The following is a 22,897-nucleotide window of genomic DNA, read 5'->3' on the forward strand; positions in this document are numbered from 1 at the left end:
CGTGCCTTGCGGGTCCAAAACCACAATACATCTCTAACGTTAGATAAAAAAGCCCTTTTTGACCATTTCTATTGAGTATTCGTCAAAATGACTATTGAGTGGCTATTTAATGCATTAATAAATGACCTTTGTCTCATTTAGAAGTAAACTAGACAGTTAAAATATAGTTATAGTATCTATCATAAAAATTACGTTATATTTCCTTGGGGTTTATCTGATTTCAGCAAAGCTGCTTAATCAGTTATTGTTAATCATTAGCGAGTCCGTTACATGCCTGAATCATTAAATATTATAGATCTTATTACCCAAGCTAGCCTGTTGGTACAGATTGTGATGGCGCTGTTGTTACTGGCTTCTTTGGTCAGCTGGGTGATTATATTTCGCTTGAGTGCGCGTCTCGGCACCGCCAAAAACTTCGATGAACAGTTTGAGACTTGGTTTTGGTCAGGTGAGGATTTAGCCAAACTTTATCAAGGCGTTCAAGGCTCACCTGAGCGCCAAGGGCTTGAGCAAATTTTTTATGTCGGGTTTTCTGAATACTTAAGAATGCATAAAAAACGCCAACCCAAAGATGACATTATTGATGGTGTTGAGCGTAAGCTGCGTGTTGGACTCGGTCGTCAGCAGCAGCTACTTGAGTCAGGTATAGCGACGCTCGCCAGTATCGGGTCGGTTGCCCCTTACGTCGGTTTGTTTGGCACGGTCTGGGGTATTATGAACGCCTTTTTAGGTCTATCGCAGACAGAGCAAGCAACCCTCGCCTCTGTCGCCCCAGGTATCGCTGAAGCTTTGATTGCGACTGCGATGGGGCTATTCGCCGCTATCCCTGCAGTGTTGGCTTATAACCACTTTACCGCCAAGTCAAGTCGACTCTATGAGTCACGCGCTTTGTTTTGCGATGAGATGACCGGTATGCTACAGCGCGAAACCAGCAGCCAAAATACGATGGAGAGAGAAACTGCCATTGCTGAAGGCAGAGCCACTGTCGCTCAGGTGAAAGGACTATGAGACACAGTCCTTATCGCCGTGAAAAAAAAGCGCTCAATGCTGAAATGAACGTCATTCCTTATATCGACGTCATGTTAGTGCTATTGGTGATATTTATGGTGACCGTGCCGATGCTGACCACAGGGGTCGATGTCGACTTGCCCAAAGAGCAGACCAATGCCATGAGCCAAAACCAACTGCCTGTCATCATCTCCTTAACAAGCAGCGGCGAGATCTTTATCAGCTATGAAAACAATATCGATATGCCCATCAGTGAGCCTGAGCTGATTAGTACTTTATCGAATTTACAGATGCAAAATAACAATGCTGGCGAGCCACCCATACAAGTGATGATCAATGCTGATCAAAACAACCAATACGGTGCCATCATGGCATTAATGGCAAACTTGCAGCAAGCAGGTATTCAAAAGGTAGGCTTATTAACTGGCTCACCACTGCCAACACCTCAGCTACAATAACTTCCATTAACAATGTCCATTAAAAACGTCCATTAAAAATATTACCACAAAAACATATTATCGTTTAAAATCAACACTATACATACCTGTATCAACCTATCAGATAGTCTGATTTGTCAAGCTGATGAGTACTCAAATCATGAATAATGCGCCTGTCGTCTATGTTCCAACCCAGCCTGAAGGTGATGGAATAACGCTGCCTACGCTACTCAGCGTACTGGCACACGGCATTGTGCTTGGATTATTAATTTACACCTATCAAAGCCCTGAAATAGAGACAGCTGGCAGCATTGAAACAACCATGGTATCACCAGAGCAACTGGCTGAGATGCAAGGGCAGATATTGGCCAATCGCGCTGCTGCACAAGCTGCTAGTAGCAGTGAAAGTACAACCAGTAGCGACAACACAGCCTCTGTCACACAAATGAGTGCAAACAATAGTAATAATGCCACTCAAGATAGCGCTGGGAAAAGCTCGCAAAGAGTGCCAGTTTTTATGCGCTCAGATGACCTTGCTGATACTGATGCTGATGAACCGATGCTTATGTCACAAGAACATCGACAACGCTTGCTTGAACAAAATCAAGAGTACGAGCGCAATATAGCTGAAATGGCAGCGCAGCTAGACGAGTCCGCGCTAGCAGAGTTGCAGCGTATCGATGAAAGCAAACAAAGAGAGCTTGAAGCTGAACGTGAGAAGCTTAGAGAGCTTAGATACAAGGAGAACAACCCACCTAAGATTGAGCGTCCTACCAGCAGCGATCTTAATATAAAAATCGACACGGGCAGCTCGGATGGTTCAAACAAGAACATTAGCTTATCAGATGGTCAGTCCACGGTATCTAGTGACTCTAATACTGCGAGCACGGCAAAAGGCAGTAGTCGCTCTGCCTCAAGTGGCAGCCGAGGTACTAGTAACAGCGAAATCATCAATTTAATTAAGCGCAATTATAGCCCACCATTAGCTGTTAAAGGCTCTACTCAACGGGCAACCTTGACCATTACCGTCAATAGCAATGGCGATGTGGTCAATGTTTCTGCGTCAGGCTCTGACAGTGCCGTGAACGAGGCGGCCAGACAAGCAGTGCTCGATACACGTAACTTCCCAATCGATGTCGACGATCCTAAATACCCTACTTTTACCGTACAATTTAACGGTAGCAACTAATTGAGTGTCATCTTTTCAGATTATCGCCAATATCCTCTTAAGTAATTTGCTTAAGCAACTTGCACTGAACGCCTTATTGTCTTAACGTAATAATCCCCTTAAAATTCATCATACTTATCTATTAACGATTTTAGGAGCCTGATTTGGCTATGCGTACTCACAAAAAACTATTAATAACATTACTTGCCAGCGCTTCGGGCCTACTGGTTGCTCCTAGTGTGTTCGCTGAACCTGTTGTATTACAATTAGACTATGAGATCCCAGTACAGCAAAACCAAGTGGCTTTTGTGCCTTTTGCAGGTGATAGCGTACTCTCACCTATTATTTTAAATGACTTGAATCGCACGGAGCTGACTGTCACTAGTCGAGATCTGCCGCAACAGCCGCGCAGTAGTAGCGAGCTCGCAGGCACCTTACCAGTTTGGCAAAGCCTAGGTATTCCTTATCTAGTAGTTGGTAGTACCCGTAGCAATCGTGGCAAAATTGTCATTGACTATGAAGTGATAGAAGTAAAATCAGGCCAAGTACTTGAAGGCAAACAAAGTCTAACCGCAGATAACAACCAACAAAGCCTACGCTATGCTGGTCATGTCATCGCCGATAAAGTTTATGAGCTGATCACTGGCACGCCGGGTGACTTCTCAGGACGCATTGCTTATATCGAGGAAACTGGACGCGGTAAAGATAAAACCTCTCGCCTAAAGGTCATGGATGCTGATGGTGAAAATGCCAGAACCATCACCGAAGTCAATGGCTCTATCTTCTCGCCTGCTTGGTCACCTGATGGTAATCGTATCGCTTATAGTGTGCAGCGTGAAAAATCATATCCTACCATCTATGTACAAAACGTCAGTGGCGGCGGTGCTAACGTTCTGACACCCTTCCCTGGCAGTAATTTAAGTCCTTCTTTTTCACCTGACGGTAGCAAAATATTATTTTCTAGCAGCTATCAAGGTAGTGCGGATATTTATGAGATAAGTGCCAGCGGCGGTCAACCTAGAAGATTAATCAACTGGCCAAGCAGTGAGGTACAGCCAAGCTATGCGCCTGACGGCAAGTCCTTTGTTTTTGTCTCTGATAGAACAGGCTTTAACCAGCCGAGAATTTATCGTCATGAGTTTGGGACTGGACGTACTACGCAAGTGTCTAATAGTGGCTATGCGACCAGCCCACAGTTCAATAGTGACGGTAGCCAAATTGCTTTTTTAAGCGGTCGTTCAGCAGCCATTATGAATAGCAATGGCGCAGTGACCACCAATCTTGGTAATACTGGCATTGATGAAGCCCCAAGCTTCTCACCGAATGGCAAACGTGTCGTTTACGCTTCTATCCAAGGTGGTCAAGGGGTATTGACCATCAAATCTCTAAATGGTGGCGAAGCATTTGGCAAGTCAGGACAAGGTATCATCCGCTCACCAGTATGGTCAGCAAGTCCTAAATAACTCTATTATTTTGTAAGGTCGTTAGGGCGTGTCCTCATTTTGAAAATGATAATAAAAATGAGATAAATTGAAGTCAAACAAGGAAAATAACGCAGATAATATCGGGATACTAGCCAGTTATTTGACGCCGTTTGGCAAAATTTAGCCATTTTTAGTCCATTTAGATGCAATCGTTCAGATTGAGGACACGCCCTAATATAAAAAAGCGCTCGATAATTTATTGGGCGTTTTTTTGTTATGTATTCTTAGTTGTTTTCCTATGACTATTGATATGGTTGAATATGGGCAGCGGTTACCAATTCAACAGCCACTAATCTTTGGACATTAACTGGGATTGTTATTTATCAAAACAACGCCATTTAATGTAAAGTTAAAACATAAAAAATATTAAATTTGAATTAGGAAGTTAGCGTAATGATGCGTATTGGATTGTTTTTATTAACCAACTTAGCGGTGATTGTGGTCTTTAGCATCGTGTTTGGTATTTTATCCAGATTTTTTGGGATTGGTGGCGTACACAGCGCAGGTGGGCTAAATTACACCAGTCTTGCCATTATGTGCGGTATATACGGCATGGTTGGCTCGATGGTTTCGCTATTTATCTCAAAATGGATGGCAAAAAGATCAACGGGAACGGTTGTCATTGAAACGCCAAGCAATGCCACGGAACAATGGCTGGTAGATACCGTCGCTAAACAAGCCCGCGCAGTCAATATTGGTATGCCAGAAGTGGGGATTTTTAATAACACCCAGCCAAATGCGTTTGCAACAGGCTGGAATAAAAACAAGGCGCTAGTTGCGGTGTCATCTGGCCTACTACAAAACATGACACCTGACGAAGTGGAAGCAGTCTTGGCGCATGAGATTGGTCATGTGGCCAACGGTGACATGGTGACCCTTGCACTCATCCAAGGAGTGGTAAACGCCTTTGTGATGTTCTTTGCCCGTATTATCGGTAGCTTCGTTGACCGTACTGTCTTTAAGAATACCAGCGACGGCCCTGGTATTGGTTACTTTGTTACCAGTATTGCGATGGATATTCTGCTTGGTTTCTTGGCGTCTGCTATCGTTATGTGGTTCTCACGCCTACGCGAATTTCGTGCTGATGAGATGGGTGCAAAGCTTGCCAGTAAAGACAAAATGATTAGTGCCCTTGATGCCTTGCGTCCTTCTGCACAACGTCCAGATCAAATGCCAGAGAGTATGAAGGCGTTCGCGATTTCCTCAGGGCAGTCTACAGGCTTTAGTATCGCAAACCTTTTCCGCTCACATCCAACGCTTGATGACCGTATTGCGGCGTTGAGGAAGTATAATCCTAGTAAGGCATAGTAAGAAGCGTGATATAAAACACTTGATATGCTACTGCATGTCACTGGTATGGCTTTAAACTGATAGATGCGTAGCGTGCATACCCTACGCATCTATCAGTTGTTATTAAATACTTCTGCAATCATATTTTCAATTTGGTTGTATATAAGCGCGCCGTAGCGTTCATTACTGATGGCCGATAACAAAGACTTTTCTTTTTCTATATCAGTAGCATTTGCTTGCGCGAGTGCATATTGTTCATAGACCTCAGGACACAGCTCAAAATGCACGCCTGAGAGTAAATACTGCCCTCGCCCAAAATCACCGCTGATAACGGCATTTTTACCATCACTGTACGTAGCTAACATATCAAAAGCAGCATTTTCATCGCTCAAAAAATATGAGCCGCCATGATAATACACTTTGTCTTGCTTTCCATCTGCATAGTCCAAGTTAATGACAGCTTTAGAGCCAACTTTCTCATCATACAGCTGCCCATTGGTCAACGACTTTATGCTACCGATTGCTGTTCCCGAAAAGAAAGCCAACTCACGAGCACCTCTAATCTCATAACCCTCACCAAAGAATTCAATGTCACGAGCTCCGTAATAACCGCCTGCACAGATACCGATATAAAGATTACCACGATGAACAAAGTCACGAATGATATCATTGCCAAGTCCGTTAAGCTTTTTGCAATAAGGTAGGTCCGCGCCTCCCGGCATAATCAAAACACCTAAATCTTGCGTCTCCTCATTGAGTTTGTTATCCAGAATATCTTTACTAGAGATAGTACTCACTTGTATAGTATAGTTTGCTGACAGTTTCGTTTTGGCAGTTGCTAATGCAGATCTTACGCTCAACTCACTGGCGCCTTCGTCATCATACACCCAGATACTGATTGCCTTCTTTGTCATAAAAGTTAGATCCCAAAGCTATTAAAATAAAAAGTTGCAACTCAATGAGCAATAGTATATTTTTTAATTCAAGTATACATCCGTACACTATAAATCAATAAGAAAGGAATACCTATGTCAACCGTATTAACATCGACTAAACAGTGGCTTATTTCTCATGAGCAGGCCGCTTTTTTTATTAAAGCCATTTTTGGATCTTTGATGATCGCTTTGTTTGCGCAAATCTCAGTACCAATGTACCCAGTACCCATCACAGGCCAAACCCTTGCTGTTACGGTAGTAGGTCTCTCATTAGGTAGAAAGGCTGGCATAGCAGCAGTACTTCTATATTTGTTCCAAGGCGCTATCGGTCTTCCTGTATTCGCCAATGGCTCTGCAGGCATTGCTGCCTTTTTTGGCCCTACAGGTGGCTATTTGTACGGATTTATTGCCACGGTTGCCATTTTAGGGTATTTCAGTGATAAAGGCATATTAAAGAGCTACTTTATGAGCACTGTGGTTGCACTTATCGCAACTGCCGCTACTTTTGTGTTTGGTCTGATGCATTTATCTTTGTTTGTACCAGAAGGAACTGTCCTACAATTTGGTTTGTATCCGTTTATCATTGGTGGCATTATCAAAGCGGTATTGGCAGCTGCCCTAGTCGTACCAACGCATAAGTTTTTCTCAAAGCTATAATCATAGCTGTACTAAAGCGCCCAACGATCTAATTAAATATTGTCGTTTAAATAAAAAGGACTGAACCCTGTTGAATACAGGGTTCAGTCCTTTTGCAATTAATTACCCAATCTTTTGTACTGGATTCAATAACAAACTCGATTCAATAATAGATAGGTTACTCTTAAGCAGCTATAGCGTATTAAATATCGAATTCTAACGCCCTATCGCCTTCGCTATCTTTGATACGCGTTGGCAAACCAATCTTATTCAATAGATTGATAAATGGCTTGGCATCCAGCTCTTCAACGTTGACCATCTTGCCAGCATCCCATTCGCCAGTTGCAACTAACATCGCAGCAGCAACAGGTGGCACGCCTGCGGTATAAGAGATACCTTGGCTACCGACCTCGTTATAAGCTTCTTTATGATCTGAGATATTGTAGATAAACACTTCAGTATCAACGCCGTTTATTTTACCTTTAACCTTGTCACCGATGCAGGTCTTGCCCGTATAATTCGGCGCCAGCGAGCTTGGATCTGGTAGGACGGCTTTGACCACTTTTAACGGAATCACTTCTTGCCCTTCTGCAGTCATCACCGGCTGCTCAGACAATAGGCCTAAACTCTGTAGTACAGTGAAGACATTAATGTAGTGCTCACCAAAGCCCATCCAAAAGCGAATATTCGGCACGTCTAAGTTGGCTGATAAAGAATGTATCTCGTCATGACCACTTAAGTAGCTGTTTTGTACGCCAACAACTGGTAAATCATCGGTACGCTTCACTTCGAACATTTTGTTAGACTGCCACTTACTGTCCTGCCAAGAGTAGACCGTACCAGTGAACTCACGGAAGTTAATCTCAGGGTCGAAGTTGGTGGCAAAGTACTTACCGTGGCTGCCCGCATTGATATCGATAATATCAATATCAGTCACTGAACCGGCATCCATCATGTCATAGCCAAGACGTGCATAAGCGTTGACCATACCAGGATCAAATCCTGCACCCAAGATTGCCGTGACATTATTATCCGCACAGCGCTGTTTACGTTTCCATTCATAGTTTTCATACCATGGCGGCGTCTCACAAATCTTGCGTGGATCTTCATGAATGGCAGTATCGATATAGGCAGTGCCCGTCTCAATACAAGCTTCTAATACAGTCATATTGATAAATGCCGAGCCGACATTGATTAGGATTTGAATGCCCGTATCGTTGATAAGATCGATGACAGCTTGGCTGTCCATAGCATCGACTTGGTGCGTATGCAAGACAGCAGCTTGCTTAAAGCTCGCTTTGTCTTTTACGCTTTGAGCGATGGCATCGCATTTGTCTTTGGTACGTGAGGCGATATGAATCTCGCCGAGCACATCATTATGCATCGCACACTTATGCGCGACCACTTGAGCGACACCGCCTGCTCCGATGATGAGTACGTCTTTTTTGCTTTGGTTGGTTTTTTGGTTTGTGTTCAATGAACAATCCTCCTTTGTGTCCCTGTCGATACCATTGATATGGCTATGCAAAACAGAAACGAGTGAATGATATGCGTGAATTAAAAAGGAAGACCGAGGAAAACCCACGCACCCGTCGGGCAAGCACCATCTTTTTAATGGCTATTTGCCCGAGGCGATTATAACAACTTTTATTCAGTTATCGGTAAAAATAATGCATAAAAAACACAGTTATTAAACTTACCGAAAAATAGCCTTAAGCCTTTGTTTTTAATAGTATAAAACAAGCCAATAAAACAGTTAAATTAAGACAAACTGGCTTTGTAATCTTGATAATCAAACTCGCGCTGAATATCGATACTACCATCCAGACGACGGATAACGATTGCGGGCATGTTGACACCGTTAAACCAGTTTTTCTTTACCATGGTATACCCTGCGGCATTGCCAAACGCAATCTTATCACCTACTTGTAAATGGCTAGGTAGTACATACTCGCCAAATATATCGCCTGCCAAGCAAGAACGACCGTATATAATAGTATTTTCAGGGGCGTCATCTACTTGGTCTTTATTGACAGGCATAATATCCATTAACTCTGCATTGATAGACGCAATTGGCGCTGACTCACGGTAAATTAGCAAATCTAGCATATGCGCTTCAATAGAGGCATCGACGACGGCTAAGTTTTTTTCATTGTGCATGGTATCTAATACTGTCGTCACCAATGACCCAGCGCCATGAATACTCGCCTCGCCTGGCTCAAGATAGACCCGTACGCCATATTTTTCACTAAAGCCTTTTAAACGAGCGGCTAATTTTTCCAGCGGATAATCAGGGGCGATAAAGTGAATGCCGCCGCCCAAGCTTACCCATTCGAGCTGTGCTAAAATGTCACCAAACCTCTCTTCGATATCCGCCAAGCTTGCGCTAAACGCCTCAAAGCTATCATTCTCACAGTTGTTATGAATCATCACCCCAGTAATCTCATCAAGCACGGCGGCAATTTTATCTTTGTCATGTTCACCAAGACGGCTAAAAGGCCGCGCAGGATCAGCAATGATAAAAGACGAATTGCTGGTCTTTGGGTTTAATCGCAGCCCTACTGGAATGTTCTGTGCACGGGCTTGCTCTTTGAAAGCATTTAGCTGCGAGATTGAGTTAAAGATAATTTTATCTGCATAGCTTAATACTTCATCGATTTCATCCGCGCTATAGGCCACGCTATAGGCATGCGTTTCTTTTTTATCTTTGTCATTGCCTTCATTATCAGCACTATTATTGCCAAAGGTCTCATAGCCTAGACGCACTTCGTTGAGTGACGATGAGGTCGTACCATGCAAATAAGGCTGCATGACATCAAACACGCCCCAAGTCGCAAAGCATTTGAGTGCGAGTAATGCCTTGGCGCCAGACAGCTCGCAGAGACGAGCGATAATCTGCATATTGGCAACGATTGCCGCTTCATCTAGCAAGTAGTAAGGTGTTGGCGGTAGTGATGAATTATTGCTTTGTAGCGAATTTTTTGGATTCATAAGAGGTTACCTAATAGCTGCTGTTGGCAGCATGACAGACCATGACAGGGTTAGTTATTTGCGCTATAGTAGACTAAATCCATCATAATTAGAATATCTTATGTCACTCTCAACCGATTATTCCACCGCTACTAGCCAAGCCAATTTATCTCAGCTCGATCCAAATAATATTGACTTAACGCATCTGAACTCTGATGCGCGTGCAGTCTTGGATTTTTGGTTTGATAAAAACAATGAGCAATATTGGTTTGCGCAAAACGACGACTTTGATAAGCAGATAAAAGAGAAGTTTGGCAACATTTGGCAAGCTGCAAAACATGGTGAATGTGTGACTTGGCGGCTTGCAACATCACAGACAGACAGCAACAGCTCTATCACAGCTTTGGCTGGAAGACTGGCAGAAATTATTGTGTTAGATCAGTTTTCACGCAATCTATGTCGCGGGCAAGCGGATGCTTTTGCACAGGATGGCATGGCACTGGTATTGGCACAAGAAGCCATTAAGCAGCCGCAGTTTGATAATTTGCCGATGCAGTGGCGCAGGTTTATTATCATGCCATTTATGCATTCTGAGTCAGCGATGATACATGAACGCTATCTGCCGCTGTTCGAGCAGCTAAATGATGCAAACACCCTAGATTTTGAACACCGTCATAAAGAAATCATTGATCGATTTGGCCGTTATCCACATCGTAACGACGTATTAGATCGTGAGTCGACTGACGCAGAAGAAGCGTTCTTAAAGCAGCCAAATTCATCGTTTTAAGACAGCAATTTTCAGGAGTTTACACGTTTCATAGTTTCAAACACTTTCTAAACAAGAAGGGCTGAAGCAGTTATCTGCTTCAGCCCTTCTTAGCCTAATGCCTATTTAGGGCGCTTAGCTAATAAGTTACTTCACCCGTTGTAAAAGTGAATGACTGTTTCTCTAAAGTTTTGTTATCAACCAATACATCAAAGCTGACTTGATATTTACTATTACCATAAAGACCGCAGTTCTTACCTTTTCTACGACCAACTTCACAACTCTGGAGACTATCAGTCAGCGGTAGTATAAAAGCTTGGTTTTGCGGTAATTCGTAGGCAGTTCTCTTATGAGGGTCATTACTATAATCTAGCAGGTCTACTGGCACATCTATGTTACGCTGAATATCACGAAACTTGATATTGCTAACTTTGATATTTGTAGCTTTTGGCATGCTGATATAGACAGGTTGACCGATAGGATTGATTCTTAAATCCCTAGTAGGTTGTCCTCCATTAGGGTTTCTAAATGGATCTGGGCTTTCATTATATAGCGCCGTTACCGTATCACTGACGCCTTGACAAGGGTAAGTAAAGATACCCTCAACCGTATCATTTTTAGTTGAAGAAGCTGCTGAAGCGTGATTGACCATTATATAGCCTTGGTACTTGGTAGAGTCCTTGCCATAAGGCTTATAAGCCACCATGGCAGAGCTGGTCAGGCTTGAGCTTGGCAGCATTAATGAGCGCAGATGATAAGGCGCGGCCAGCAGTGACTTGGTCATTGAGAGTGCAGCAACCTCTGGCGCTACAAGGATGCCATCAGAGTTAAAGTACTCCGTTTGCGCGATGTTTTCAGTTACGCCATACATTGAATTAGGGTATGCAGCCTTTCTTATACGATCCTCAAACATATCACCCGTAAAAAACGGGTTGTTACTTCCTGTCCATGCTTTAATATCTTCAATCTCACCTTCATAATGCGCATTAAATGCTGTCGGTGTGCTCTTAGCATACACATACTTAATGTAGTTAGCATGTTTGATCGCAATATCTTCAAGCGCTGGATCATCGGAGAGACCACTAAGACCACAGCCTCTTCGCGCAGAACTGATAGTACCACTTGCAACCAGTGCTGCTGATGCATCATTACTAGCGATCACTTTGTCATTTTCAGTTTGCACATTAGGCTGTATAGGCTCAGAAGGCTCTTCTGGTATCGAAGGTGTAGAAGGTGTTTCTGGTGTGGAAGGTATAGGGTTACCATCATTACTGTTACTCGGGCTATCACTCCCATCCCCACCCCCACCACAAGCTGTCAAAAACAGCGCCGCAAAAAGGGCAATGGCAAGTCTTCTCTCTGAAGTATTAAATGTCATCATTTATCCTAAAGTAACTGTATAAGTATGTGGGGCAACCATGATTAAAATGAGCAATAATTATGCCAATTTAGGACGCAATCACCGTTTATAACCACAAATATACCTTCTGTAAAAAATAGTTTGACATCATATCATATGGGTTTTGAGGATTACTTTAAGAGATGTAATGAATATGACTTAAGATCAGCGTGGATAATTTTATTTTTGCTTAGGCTATTTTAGTATACAGCTGACTTGTTAAAACTTCCGCTTATGTATTTTCGAGCGCTCGCCTCACAGGTGCAAAGCTGCGTCTGTGCTCTGACAATACCCCATAACTCTCAATCGCCTCTATATGAGCGCGAGTCGGATAGCCTTTATGCTTAGCAATACCGTATTGCGGGTACTGAGCGTCCAAATCATACATGGTTTGATCACGACTGACTTTGGCTAATATACTCGCCGCTGCGATACTGGTATGACGCGCATCGCCTTTTACCCATGCTTGGCAGTCGATAGCTGATTGCGTTATTTTTGATGCCGCCAGTCGCTTACAATCAAGCTCAGGGCAACGATTGCCATCGAATAGTATTTGCGCTTGTATCGGACAAGAGACAGCATTTGTAGCGCGCGCAACATGCTCTGCGACCACGACTAATAACTCTTCTGTACACAGTCGCATACCGAGCATGGTTGCTTGCAGGATATTCACCTGATCAATCACCGCCGCTGGAATTTCAGCCACGACATATCCAACAGCATGCTGCTGCACGATGGGATAAAGCATGTCGCGTTTTTTTTCACTGAGCTGCTTAGAGTCGGTCAGTATCGATAGTGGCGTGTCTTTCAATGGCTGCATCTCAATCAGACCTGACCACGTCGTTGGCAATATGGCAGCAGCCACATGGACGCTGCCGAGCAAAGGCCCGCGACCTGCTTCATCAACGCCTATTTGTAATGGACGACGTTCTACGTCTAAGCTTGATTTAGATAAGTCCTGTAGAAACTCATCGGTAACATGCAGCTGGCCTGTTAGATGAATCGGAGCCACCAAGCTAACGTATTGGCCTTTGACATCGATATGGTTTATATGACGATTAATAGTCGTAATATCTTTAATCCTGCCCTCTTTATCATGACCAACGTCAGTATTGTTACGACTTTCGATATTGCTTTTTAGATGACACTCATTACTCATAGCATTAGACTTTTTATGAAAATTTTTATTAAACTTTTAGGTAGTTTTTATTAGCGCACTCTCTAGTAATTCAATGAGTCGTCGTTAAGACTTTCTTTGAGCGAACCACTCTGCAACCACACTGTTTGCAGGGTCATGGTTGCTTTGTTGCTGTAGCTCTTGCTTGGTGGTCACCAGATCTTGCAGTTGCTCAGCATAGGCACGGGGTTGTAACAGCCGCATCACGGTACGACAGATATTATCGCCACTGGCCTGCTCTTGGATCAGCTCAGGCACAATTGCGCTGCCAGCTAGAATATTAGGCAACGCCACGTAAGGGACTTTTACCAAACGCTTAGCCAGCTGATAAGTGAGTTTATTGAGCTGATAAATGACCACCATTGGACGCTCAAGTAGCATCGCTTCAAACGTCGCAGTACCCGATGCCAACATAATAATGTCAGAAGACGCCATCGCTTGTTGACTAAAGTTTGGTTGGCTTTCATCATAGACGACGACAATGGCGCCACGCAGTTGCTCTGAGCGCTGATCGATGACGTCTTGGACGATATACTGATGGTTTTGATCAACGGTTGGAATGATAAAACACAGCTTAGGATCAAGTAACAGCAGTCTTTGGATACCATCTAGCATCAAAGGCAAGATAGCGTTAATCTCCCCGCGGCGTGACCCTGGCATGACGCAAATAAGCTGACTGACGTCATCAAAGCGCTCAATAAAAAACTGCTGCAAGCCATCATTATGCCAAACCAGCTCACTGCGCAGCTGATTGGTCGGTGTATCTACTAACCTTTGATTGATCGTGCGTAATAGCGGATGTCCGACGCAGATCGCAGGGTGATTGTGACGCTCATAGACTGTTAGCTCAAATGGAAACAAGCACAGCACCAGATTGGTCGCCGCCTTGATACCGTGGATACGTGACTCACGCCATGCCCAAATCGAGGGACTGACATACTGCACACAGAATACGCCTTTTGGCTTCAGCTTTTTGGCGACACGTAGGTTAAAATCAGGGGCATCTATGCCGATAAACCAATCAATATGAGCTGTTTTGAAGGCTTCTAGCAACTCGCGACGCGCCTTCAACAAGTCAGGCAACTGTGCCATCACTTCTACCAGACCCATCACCGCTAAGCGTGATAACGGAAAGATACTTTGCAGTCCTTGCGCCTGCATTTTTGCACCGCCCACACCGACCCACACGATATCATCCCGTAAGTTATTCATCTGCTGCATAAAGTCTGCGCCCAAGCTATCGCCAGACACCTCGCCTGCAACGATACCAATGACCAGTGGCTTCTTTTGTCCCTCATTCTCACTCTGGGCATCCGTTATAACAGATGATGTAGATACGAGGGGCGTCACAGAATCAGTCATAACAAACTCTCAAGGTGAATAGGATAGGAAGTAGGGTCTGGTGAACATAATAATACAGCAGACAGATGCTATAACAATCATACGTGACGACAGTCACAATAGCCAAGCCATACAGGCTCAAAATGACTGCACAGACTCAAATGGCGGGCAAGTATAACAAAGTTTTGGTTGTGACATTCCTGTTATCAGTCAATAATCTTGCCGACTGCCCTTGTCAACGGACGTTTTTCACCCCATAATGAATATCCCTATAAATTAGCTAGACGACGTATAATTATGACAACACCAGTTACTCACAACGCAGATATTGATGACGTGAATATTGAACAATTCATCCCTTTGATCACTCCAGCTGAGCTAAAAACTGAGCTTCCATTGACAGATAAAGCTTATCATACTGTCTTAAAAGGTCGTCAGACCATCCAAAATATTTTGAACGGTGAAGATAAGCGCCTGTTTGTGGTCATCGGCCCTTGCTCTATCCACGATATCAAGGCAGCACACGAATATGCTGATCGCTTGGCCGTATTAGCAAAAGAAGTTGAAGACAGTATTTTTGTCGTGATGCGGGTCTATTTTGAAAAGCCGCGCACCACAGTTGGCTGGAAAGGCATGATCAATGACCCTGACATGAATGACAGCTTTGATATCGAAAAAGGCCTACGTACTGCGCGTAAACTCCTGATCGATCTAAACGAAAAAGGTTTGCCCTGTGCCACCGAAGCACTAGATCCAAACACGCCGCAGTACATGCAAGACCTGATTAGCTGGTCAGCGATTGGTGCACGTACTACCGAGAGTCAGACACACCGTGAGATGAGCTCAGGGTTATCATGTCCTGTCGGCTTCAAAAACGGTACAGACGGCGGCATGACAGTCGCGGTAAACGCCATGCAAGCGGTCAAAGCCGGTCATAGCTTCTTAGGTCTATCGGCAGACGGTCAGGTTTCTATCATCAAGTCTAAAGGTAACCCTTACGCGCACGTGGTACTTCGCGGTGGTAACGGTAAGCCTAACTATGATGAAACTGCGGTCGCTCAAGTAGAAAACGAGCTCGCCAAAGGCAAAGTTAGCTCCAAGATTATGATAGACTCAAGCCATGCCAACTCTGGTAAAGACCCCTACTTACAGCCGATGGTCATCAAAAACGTTGCTGAGCAGATTCAAAACGGTAACAAGTCCATCATCGGTATGATGATAGAAAGTCATCTCAAAGGCGGTAATCAAAAGCTCACCGCTGATTTGAGTCAGCTTGAGTATGGTAAATCTATCACTGATGGTTGCCTCGACTGGGACAGCACGGTTACTGCTTTACACAATTTACGTGACATGGTAAAAGACGTATTGCCTAATCGTTAACCTTGTACTTTATGAAAACCAAAAAGCCCCTCTAGTACTCTACTCATGGTATTAAAGGGGCTTTTTAGTATCTTGCTCTGTTTGTTCTATTTGAGCTTCTAGCTTGGCTGCTTTTTTTGCCAGCTTGGATTCTTTACGTTCTTTTTCAAGCTGCTGCAACAGGTCTAATCCCTTTTTTCTATGCGCATGAATCAAGGCGAGTTCGTTAGATATCTTCTCTTTATTACTGTCGTCCTCTGCAAACTTTAACTCCAGCTTCTTTTCCCGTTTCCTGAGTTTTTTGAGGACTTCTTTTAAGTACTTTATCTTTTCTTTACGCTTGCGGTTGTCAGCTCCCAGATACTCGTCTGCCATTTCCATTATTTTATTGGCTTTCATGGGTCACACTCTCCTGTTCTTTGATTTTACGAGCGGCAATAGCATCGGCAGTTTCTTGCTCATCTAGCATGAGGCTTTGTTCCACTTCATGCATGTCTGCATCAGCACTTTTAAACAGTATCGTGGCAATCTCAAGCAGCTGATTGGCGATATTATTGGTATAGTTGTTGTCATTCATCAGGGATGTCGCCATAGCGCCGGTGATTTTTCTTTCGCGAATAAGTTGATTCATATCAGAGACAAAACGCTGATCTGCTTGCATTATATCCACCCTCATTGCCTCAATGGTCGGTAGCACCGTTCTAAGTTCATCGGGATCCTCTTGTATCTCAGCCAAGCTTCTAAGAATAGTCCCTAAGCGATAGCGGATTTTATTATATTCAGCGCGCACATAGGGATTGGGATCACTCAAATATCTGGATAGATTTTTATGGAGATGTTTGGTGCTTTTGATGGCGGCCAGCATACTTCTGCCCGCAGAGCGTAGCTCGAATATCTCATTACTTTGCGCAGCAGACATGTTTTCGTTATTTATTCTGCCAATATAGTTCACTATCTCTACATAAAGCCCTTTTATTTTATTGGTATATTCCTCATCCAAATTGACAGGAATGGGTTTTTCAAAAGAGTCTATGACCTCTTGTATCGGTGTATTTGAGCGAATATCTTTTACCCTAAAGCTCAATCCATGACATATTATCCCAAAGAAGTAATCACCTAGATTTAGGATTTCTTTGTGGACGGCCTCTACGGCAAGCTCGGGAATATCCAAAGCAGAGTCTTTTAAATACATGGGTTCAGCAACTGCGTAAGCTTTATCGGGGAGCAGTTTGGTAATGGCATCGCCCAGTCTACCGATGAAAGGCACCATTAAAATGACGCCTAATAGATTAAATAAGGTGTGAAAGACCGCCAGTTTTAGGGTGTAATTGTCAGCCGCTATTTTTAAGCGCTCGGACAACCAGTCAACCGATAACATCAATTGTGAGATTAAAGCAATTGCCACTAAACCTGTAATCACGTTGAAAACCAGATGCGCGGCAGCCAGCCGTTTACCATTGACCCCAGCACTGATGGCACCGATTATCGCGGTGATGGTGGTGCCGATATTACTGCCAATAGCCAGTGCCAAAGCGTTGTCATAAGTAATTTGCTGGCTCGCTAAAGCGGTTATGATCAGCACCAAGGTGGCGTGGCTTGATTGCATAATCACCGTTGCCGCAATACCAATCAAGGTATAGAGCAGCAAGCCTTTGAGGCCTGTCATGGCATAAGCGGTTAAATCAATATTCTCCCGAAAGAGCTCAAAGCCCTCCTTCATATAATGGATACCGAGGAATAAAAACCCTAGGCCTGCCAATATATAACCCACGCCTTTTAAGTGTTTGGATTTTTGTAGTATTAAGATGACTCCAAACACCAGCATGGGCATCGCATAGGCAGCGATATCGACTTTCAGACCAAAGCCTGCCACCAGCCAAGCCCCTGTCGTCGTCCCTAAGTTTGCGCCAAAAATAATACCAATACCCGATGCCAAACTGATTAAACCTGCGGACAAAAACGAGATGGTAATGACAGAAACCAAAGAGCTAGACTGCATCAAGGTAGTGGTAACCACCCCAAAGCTCATGCTTTTCCAAAGACCGGTGGTGGTTTTTTTCAAAATCTTCTCAAGCAGTCCGCCAGTGAAAGCTCTAAAGCCCTCTTCTAGCGCCAGCATCCCAAACAAGAATATCGCCACACCCGCACTGATTTGCTTTAGGTTAGGACTGATCCAAAAACCATAAGATAAAACTAAGAATACAGTGAGCAGTATTATTCTTCTATACATGCGATGGCTTACCTGCTGATGACAAAACTTATGTTAAAAAGCTGTTTTAAAGACCTCATTAAAAATTCAAATCCTAAAAACCAAATGAAAAAGTGCTGTTTTATTAAGGCAGCAATGCACCTCTGATGGTATAAAAAATTAAGGCGGCCAAAATAGCAGAGGCTGGTACCGTTATCACCCAAGCAGCGGCGATTCTAAGCAGTGCCGAGCGCTTTACCAACTCACGGCGGTAGACCTTTTTTAAATTTTTTCTTTCGCGCTTGGTAAAGTGAGTTGCTGTGTTATTTTCTTTTAGCGTTTGCAGCATGCTATGCTTGCCAGCTACTGACGCTTTTTGAAAGTCTTTTAAAAACGCCTCGACCACTTCATGCTCAGACGCTTTATGATGCTCCATAATTTCTCTGACCATGATATCGTAAGATTTTTTGATATATTCACGCAAAAACCCTACCCCAAAAATACCGCCCACAGCGATATGGGTAGAGCTCACCGGCAGGCCCAATTGTGAGGCAATGATCACAGTAATCGATGCCGCCATAGCCACGCTAAAAGCACGCATCTTATTTAGCTCGGTAATCTCCGAGCCCACAGTACGAATCAGCTTGGGGCCAAATAGCGCTAGACCTAGCACGATGCCTATCGCGCCGACCATCATCACCCACAAAGGAATAGAGGCTTCGCTAGCGATGCCGCCGCTGGTAATCGCATCACTAATCGCCGCGAGTGGCCCTACAGCATTGGCAACATCATTGGCTCCATGAGCAAAGCTAAGCATAGCCGCGGCAAATATCAAAGGCACCGTGAAAAGAGAATTGATGGCATTTTTATCATTTTCAATTTTATCAGCGGCTTTGGCTATTAAAGGTTTGATAATTAGATAAATGACAATGGCAACGACAAAACCCATGCCCAACGCCATGGGAAAGCTCAGCTCCCATAGCTTTTTTAGCCCTTTCATGATGAGATAAGTGGTGAATGACCATGCCATTAATGATATCAGCAGCGGTACCATATGCTTGGCCGCTGCTATTTTGTCGTCTTTATAAGTAATGGTATGTTTGATAAGCATAAGAAAGCCGGCGGCAATAATACCGCCCATGACCGGAGAGATGACCCAACTAGAAGCTATCGCCGCCATCTGACTCCAGTTGACGATGCCCCAGCCCCCAGCCGCGATGCCAGCCCCCATCACGCCGCCGACGATAGAATGCGTGGTCGATACTGGCGCGCCTACTGCCGTAGCAAAGTTCAGCCACACCGCGCCTGCCAACAAGGCCGCCATCATCACCCAAATAAAAACCGAACTATCTTGAATCATACTGGGATCGATGATACCGCTTTTAATCGTGCTGACCACATCCCCGCCAGCAATCAATGCCCCAGCTGCCTCAAATATGCCCGCAATAATAATCGCCCCGACCATGGTCAAAGCTTGCGAACCGACAGCAGGTCCGACATTATTGGCAACATCATTGGCACCGATATTCAATGCCATATAGCCGCCAATCATCGCCGCTACGATCAGCATCATACGGCCAGGCACATCAGCAGTATTAAAATGGGTGTACAGCATCACCCCCATGATAAATACCAACACCCAAGCCATGCGCAGCGCTTCTCCGCGACTAAAGCCTGACTTTTTCTCAATTGTTTCAATACTTTTTAGATCCATGCCACACATGCCTTTTGTTGCTGGATAAAAGAGACATCTGATAAAAGGATATCAACCAGATTTTGGAGGGTGTGCTGATTTATCTACAAGGTGTTCTTAGAATAACTAAATCCACACTATCAGTATAGCTTTAATTCAAAGGTTATTAAATAATGGGCATTTAAAAAGCTAAACCAGCGAACCAGTTTAGCTTTTTTTAATACTCAACATCTCAAAACGTCAATATTTGCCCATAGATTAACCCTTAGCTGCACCTAGCACGCTATCTAAGCTCTCAAGCACATGTTTTGATGACGCTTGTTTTTGCAGCTCTATTAATTGCTCCTGTGCCATTTGACGACGTGGTTCAATCAAAGTATACCAACGCGCGAGCACCTGTAATAACCGTGAAGCTAGCACAGGGTTGGCCTCATCGAGCCTTTGAATCACATCGGTATAGATATCCAAGCCTTCTGATGTCCATAGAACAGTGGGCTGCGCAGTAAAGGCACTGATCACTGAGCGCACACGATTGGGTGTGTTCCAATCAAAGTCTGCATGATTGAGCAGCGCTGTAATATCATCAGTATTGACCTTATCAGCAGATGCTTGCACGCTAAACCACAGATCAATGACTAAGTCGTCTTCTTGAAAACGCTCATAAAAATCAGCTAAGTAATCATTTGCACCTGCAACCTGATGATCGACCATTGCTTTTAGCGCACCAAAACGCTCAGTCATACAGCCAGCATTCTCATACTGCTGCTGCGCCCACTCAGCCGCATGGGCAACGTTAGCCGTCAAAGCCATATCTAATATCACATTGCGCAAGGCACGTGCGCCGCGCGCTTCAGGGCTATCCTCATAGTCCTGTATCGGTAGCTGCTCATAAAGCGCCGTCCACTGCTCGGCTAACGAGTCCGCGGCTTGTTGATACAAGCCATCACGCTGCTGCTTGATCAACTCTGGATCATAATCTTTATGAATGGCAGAGGCCAGCTCGCGCGCTGAGGGAATATCGAGCAAGCGCGCCGCCAACATTGCATCTTCTATGGCTAGCTGTGGCAAGGTATCGGCCAGCGCTTGTAAATAAACGCTAGGGTTATGATTTTGTAGTAAGATACGATTAACCAGTATCTGTGTCACTTGCCAGCGGTTAAAGCCATTGGTCTCATGTTTGAGCAAGAACGCCAAGTCTTCATCTTGATAGTCATAATTGAGCTGCACTGGCGCACTAAAATCGCGCAGTAATGAGACGATAGGTTCACAGCTCACACCTTCAAAGCTAAAGCTTTGCTCAGCTTGCTCCAGCAATAACATACGTTCACTAATAATCGCTCCAGAATCTGAGTCAAACAGCGCCGTTGCAACAGGAATTGGCAAGGGCTTTGGAGCATCAAACCCAGGTACATGACGCGTCTGCTGACTCAAAGTAATGGTTAGTGTTTGCGTCTGGCTGTCATAGTTTTGATGACCTGAAACGACTGGCGTGCCCGGCTGGCGATACCAATGGATAAAGTCTTCGACTTTACTATCAGCAATACTCAATGCGGATAAAAAGTCCTCAACCGTCACCGCTTGCCCATCATAACGACGGAAGTATTCGTCGGTCCCTTGGCGGAACTTTTCGGGGCCTAAAGTATTGGCCAACATGCGTACGATTTCTGCGCCTTTCTCATAGATGGTGGTGGTATAGAAGTTATTGATTTCCACAAAGCTCTCTGGGCGCACTGGATGCGCGAGCGGCCCTGCATCCTCTGCAAATTGATGGGCGCGTAAAGTTGCGACATCATCAATACGCTGCACCGCGCTTGACTGATGATCTGCTGAAAAAGACTGATCACGATAGACGGTCAAGCCTTCTTTTAGACACAGCTGAAACCAATCTCGGCAGGTAATGCGGTTGCCCGTCCAGTTATGAAAGTACTCATGAGCGATGACCGCTTTGACATTGAAGCTGCGTGTATCCGTCGTGGTTTCAGGGCTAGACAAGACACAGGCGGTATTAAAGATATTTAAGCCCTTATTTTCCATCGCCCCCATATTGAACTGACTGACCGCTACAATCATATAACGATCCAAATCATAAGCGCGGCCATAATTGACCTCATCCCACTCCATGGCGTCTTTGAGTGCCTGCATACCGACATGGCATTTATCGATGTCTTCGGTTTTTGCATATAGCTCAAGTGTCACTTCGCGACCTTCACTGGTCGTATAACGATCCGTAAGCACATCCAAGTCTGCCACCACACAGCCAAACAGATAACTTGGCTTATTGGTCGGGTCATGCCAGATCGCATAATGGCGCTCTGGTGCATCAGCGACATCACCCTGCTCGATTAAATTACCATTGGCGAGTAATGTTGGATAGCGCTTATCGGCCTCAAGGCGCGTGGTAAAGATTGCAAGCACATCAGGACGATCAGGATAAAAGGTAATCTTGCGAAAGCCTTCTGGCTCACACTGGCTGACAAACATGGTCTCGCTACCAGTGCCAGCCATGTATAGACCTTCCAGTGCCGTATTCGTTTGCGGACAAATCCGTACTTGCAGCTGCACCGTTAATTGGTCAGGCGCATCGGTAATCGTCAGCTTGCCATCATGTTGGCTGTAACGGTCAACGCTAAGCGTTTCGCCATTGATCTTTATGTTCAGCAGCTCGACATCTTCACCATATAACACTAAATCGCCTGCTGCCTGACGATTCATAACCAGCTTGCTATCTACCAGCGCATAATCGTCAAAAATCCTAATGTCTAAATCGACCGTATCTACATCATAGCTTGGTCGCTGATAGTCTTTTAGATGGATCTTCTTTGGAGCATGTGGCGGTACATCAGGCAGTTCTGGATTGATACTAGTATTGATAGCTGGGACATCGGTTGCAGTGATAGACATGGGTATTCCTATTATTTTGGCTGTTTTTTGGGACTGTTGGTTTGTGATGGTTTTTGTGGCTGTTAATACAATACTGTTATTTTTACAATACAAAATATGAGTGTTGAGCCATAGGCTACATGATACTCAACTCTAATGCTAGATT

Annotated in this window: 18 protein-coding genes; 8 read left to right on the forward strand and 10 right to left on the reverse strand. The window is 44.4% G+C overall.

Going from position 1 to position 22,897, the window contains the following annotated elements; all coding sequences use genetic code 11:
• The first annotated feature begins 270 nt into the window (after nucleotides 1–270).
• The 5 genes from tolQ to htpX all read left to right on the forward strand — a co-directional run bounded on the left by tolQ (nucleotide 271) and on the right by htpX (nucleotide 5,405).
• Nucleotides 271–1,008 (forward strand): protein TolQ, encoded by a 738-nt coding sequence (tolQ, locus tag JMY01_RS06580; RefSeq protein ID WP_201574817.1) that lies wholly within the window; start codon nucleotides 271–273, stop codon nucleotides 1,006–1,008.
• Nucleotides 1,005–1,466: a protein TolR gene (tolR, locus tag JMY01_RS06585; protein WP_201574818.1), complete on the forward strand. Its 462-nt coding sequence runs from the start codon at nucleotides 1,005–1,007 to the stop codon at nucleotides 1,464–1,466. Before tolQ ends, tolR begins: the two co-directional genes overlap by 4 nt.
• 124 nt (nucleotides 1,467–1,590) lie before the next feature.
• Nucleotides 1,591–2,634 carry a cell envelope integrity protein TolA gene (locus tag JMY01_RS06590; protein WP_227677732.1) on the forward strand — a complete coding sequence of 348 codons (1,044 nt, stop codon included), beginning with the start codon at nucleotides 1,591–1,593 and terminating at the stop codon, nucleotides 2,632–2,634.
• A gap of 149 nt (nucleotides 2,635–2,783) precedes the next feature.
• Nucleotides 2,784–4,076, forward strand: a complete 1,293-nt coding sequence (locus JMY01_RS06595) for a PD40 domain-containing protein (protein ID WP_201577330.1) — start codon at nucleotides 2,784–2,786, stop codon at nucleotides 4,074–4,076.
• A 414-nt stretch (nucleotides 4,077–4,490) separates the two neighbouring features.
• Nucleotides 4,491–5,405 (forward strand): protease HtpX, encoded by a 915-nt coding sequence (gene htpX / locus JMY01_RS06600; protein WP_201574819.1) that lies wholly within the window; start codon nucleotides 4,491–4,493, stop codon nucleotides 5,403–5,405.
• Nucleotides 5,406–5,500: 95 nt separating this feature from the next.
• On the opposite strand, the gene JMY01_RS06605 is transcribed toward htpX, so the two are convergent.
• On the reverse strand, nucleotides 5,501–6,301 hold the full coding sequence (locus JMY01_RS06605) for a BPL-N domain-containing protein (RefSeq protein ID WP_201574820.1): 801 nt from the start codon (nucleotides 6,299–6,301) through the stop codon (nucleotides 5,501–5,503).
• Between the two features lie 114 nt (nucleotides 6,302–6,415).
• On the opposite strand from JMY01_RS06605, the gene JMY01_RS06610 reads away from it, so the two are divergent.
• On the forward strand, nucleotides 6,416–6,979 hold the full coding sequence (locus JMY01_RS06610; protein ID WP_201574821.1) for a biotin transporter BioY: 564 nt from the start codon (nucleotides 6,416–6,418) through the stop codon (nucleotides 6,977–6,979).
• A 181-nt stretch (nucleotides 6,980–7,160) separates the two neighbouring features.
• Here the strand turns inward: JMY01_RS06610 and JMY01_RS06615 are convergent, their stop codons facing one another.
• Both JMY01_RS06615 and nspC read right to left on the reverse strand, forming a co-directional pair.
• The gene (locus JMY01_RS06615) at nucleotides 7,161–8,435 is read right to left on the reverse strand and encodes a saccharopine dehydrogenase family protein (protein ID WP_201574822.1); all 1,275 of its coding nucleotides are present in this window, start codon (nucleotides 8,433–8,435) and stop codon (nucleotides 7,161–7,163) included.
• 284 nt (nucleotides 8,436–8,719) lie between these two features.
• The gene (gene nspC / locus JMY01_RS06620) at nucleotides 8,720–9,949 is read right to left on the reverse strand and encodes a carboxynorspermidine decarboxylase (protein WP_201574823.1); all 1,230 of its coding nucleotides are present in this window, start codon (nucleotides 9,947–9,949) and stop codon (nucleotides 8,720–8,722) included.
• Between the two features lie 100 nt (nucleotides 9,950–10,049).
• On the opposite strand from nspC, the gene JMY01_RS06625 reads away from it, so the two are divergent.
• Complete coding sequence (locus JMY01_RS06625) at nucleotides 10,050–10,715, forward strand: DUF924 family protein (protein WP_201574824.1); 666 nt, start codon at nucleotides 10,050–10,052, stop codon at nucleotides 10,713–10,715.
• 118 nt (nucleotides 10,716–10,833) lie between these two features.
• Here JMY01_RS06625 and JMY01_RS06630 read toward each other — a convergent pair whose 3' ends face one another.
• The 3 genes from JMY01_RS06630 to lpxB all read right to left on the reverse strand — a co-directional run bounded on the left by JMY01_RS06630 (nucleotide 10,834) and on the right by lpxB (nucleotide 14,632).
• A complete protein-coding gene (locus tag JMY01_RS06630; protein WP_227677734.1) occupies nucleotides 10,834–12,075 on the reverse strand; it encodes a CAP domain-containing protein in 1,242 nt (413 codons plus the stop codon).
• Between the two features lie 250 nt (nucleotides 12,076–12,325).
• Entirely contained in the window at nucleotides 12,326–13,252 is a 927-nt protein-coding gene (locus JMY01_RS06635; protein WP_201574825.1) for a ribonuclease HII, read from the reverse strand.
• 84 nt (nucleotides 13,253–13,336) lie between these two features.
• Nucleotides 13,337–14,632 (reverse strand): lipid-A-disaccharide synthase, encoded by a 1,296-nt coding sequence (gene lpxB, locus JMY01_RS06640; RefSeq protein ID WP_201574826.1) that lies wholly within the window; start codon nucleotides 14,630–14,632, stop codon nucleotides 13,337–13,339.
• 276 nt (nucleotides 14,633–14,908) lie between these two features.
• On the opposite strand from lpxB, the gene JMY01_RS06645 reads away from it, so the two are divergent.
• A complete protein-coding gene (locus JMY01_RS06645; protein ID WP_201574827.1) occupies nucleotides 14,909–15,991 on the forward strand; it encodes a 3-deoxy-7-phosphoheptulonate synthase in 1,083 nt (360 codons plus the stop codon).
• A 51-nt stretch (nucleotides 15,992–16,042) separates the two neighbouring features.
• On the opposite strand, the gene JMY01_RS06650 is transcribed toward JMY01_RS06645, so the two are convergent.
• The 4 genes from JMY01_RS06650 to pepN form a co-directional block, all read right to left on the reverse strand.
• The gene (locus tag JMY01_RS06650; RefSeq protein WP_201574828.1) at nucleotides 16,043–16,369 is read right to left on the reverse strand and encodes a hypothetical protein; all 327 of its coding nucleotides are present in this window, start codon (nucleotides 16,367–16,369) and stop codon (nucleotides 16,043–16,045) included.
• Complete coding sequence (locus tag JMY01_RS06655; protein ID WP_201574829.1) at nucleotides 16,356–18,200, reverse strand: Na/Pi cotransporter family protein; 1,845 nt, start codon at nucleotides 18,198–18,200, stop codon at nucleotides 16,356–16,358. Before JMY01_RS06655 ends, JMY01_RS06650 begins: the two co-directional genes overlap by 14 nt.
• 103 nt (nucleotides 18,201–18,303) lie before the next feature.
• A complete protein-coding gene (locus JMY01_RS06660) occupies nucleotides 18,304–19,872 on the reverse strand; it encodes an inorganic phosphate transporter (RefSeq protein WP_201574830.1) in 1,569 nt (522 codons plus the stop codon).
• Between the two features lie 237 nt (nucleotides 19,873–20,109).
• Nucleotides 20,110–22,752, reverse strand: coding sequence for an aminopeptidase N (gene pepN / locus JMY01_RS06665; protein WP_201574831.1), 2,643 nt, complete (start codon nucleotides 22,750–22,752; stop codon nucleotides 20,110–20,112).
• Nucleotides 22,753–22,897 lie beyond the last annotated feature (145 nt).

It is taken from the genome of Psychrobacter sp. H8-1 (assembly GCF_904846575.1).
Classification (GTDB): domain Bacteria; phylum Pseudomonadota; class Gammaproteobacteria; order Pseudomonadales; family Moraxellaceae; genus Psychrobacter; species Psychrobacter fulvigenes.

What these genes read in the sequence shown, in the direction of transcription:
- tolQ (WP_201574817.1), top strand. Translation starts at nt 271, where the DNA reads ATGCCTGAATCATTAAATATTATAGATCTTATTACCCAAGCTAGCCTG.
- tolR (WP_201574818.1), top strand. Translation starts at nt 1,005, where the DNA reads ATGAGACACAGTCCTTATCGCCGTGAAAAAAAAGCGCTCAATGCTGAA.
- JMY01_RS06590 (WP_227677732.1), top strand. Translation starts at nt 1,591, where the DNA reads ATGAGTACTCAAATCATGAATAATGCGCCTGTCGTCTATGTTCCAACC.
- JMY01_RS06595 (WP_201577330.1), top strand. Translation starts at nt 2,784, where the DNA reads ATGCGTACTCACAAAAAACTATTAATAACATTACTTGCCAGCGCTTCG.
- htpX (WP_201574819.1), top strand. Translation starts at nt 4,491, where the DNA reads ATGATGCGTATTGGATTGTTTTTATTAACCAACTTAGCGGTGATTGTG.
- JMY01_RS06605 (WP_201574820.1), bottom strand. Translation starts at nt 6,301, where the DNA reads ATGACAAAGAAGGCAATCAGTATCTGGGTGTATGATGACGAAGGCGCC.
- JMY01_RS06610 (WP_201574821.1), top strand. Translation starts at nt 6,416, where the DNA reads ATGTCAACCGTATTAACATCGACTAAACAGTGGCTTATTTCTCATGAG.
- nspC (WP_201574823.1), bottom strand. Translation starts at nt 9,949, where the DNA reads ATGAATCCAAAAAATTCGCTACAAAGCAATAATTCATCACTACCGCCA.
- JMY01_RS06625 (WP_201574824.1), top strand. Translation starts at nt 10,050, where the DNA reads ATGTCACTCTCAACCGATTATTCCACCGCTACTAGCCAAGCCAATTTA.
- JMY01_RS06630 (WP_227677734.1), bottom strand. Translation starts at nt 12,075, where the DNA reads ATGATGACATTTAATACTTCAGAGAGAAGACTTGCCATTGCCCTTTTT.
- JMY01_RS06635 (WP_201574825.1), bottom strand. Translation starts at nt 13,252, where the DNA reads ATGAGTAATGAGTGTCATCTAAAAAGCAATATCGAAAGTCGTAACAAT.
- lpxB (WP_201574826.1), bottom strand. Translation starts at nt 14,632, where the DNA reads ATGACTGATTCTGTGACGCCCCTCGTATCTACATCATCTGTTATAACG.
- JMY01_RS06645 (WP_201574827.1), top strand. Translation starts at nt 14,909, where the DNA reads ATGACAACACCAGTTACTCACAACGCAGATATTGATGACGTGAATATT.
- JMY01_RS06650 (WP_201574828.1), bottom strand. Translation starts at nt 16,369, where the DNA reads ATGAAAGCCAATAAAATAATGGAAATGGCAGACGAGTATCTGGGAGCT.
- JMY01_RS06655 (WP_201574829.1), bottom strand. Translation starts at nt 18,200, where the DNA reads ATGTATAGAAGAATAATACTGCTCACTGTATTCTTAGTTTTATCTTAT.
- JMY01_RS06660 (WP_201574830.1), bottom strand. Translation starts at nt 19,872, where the DNA reads ATGGATCTAAAAAGTATTGAAACAATTGAGAAAAAGTCAGGCTTTAGT.
- pepN (WP_201574831.1), bottom strand. Translation starts at nt 22,752, where the DNA reads ATGTCTATCACTGCAACCGATGTCCCAGCTATCAATACTAGTATCAAT.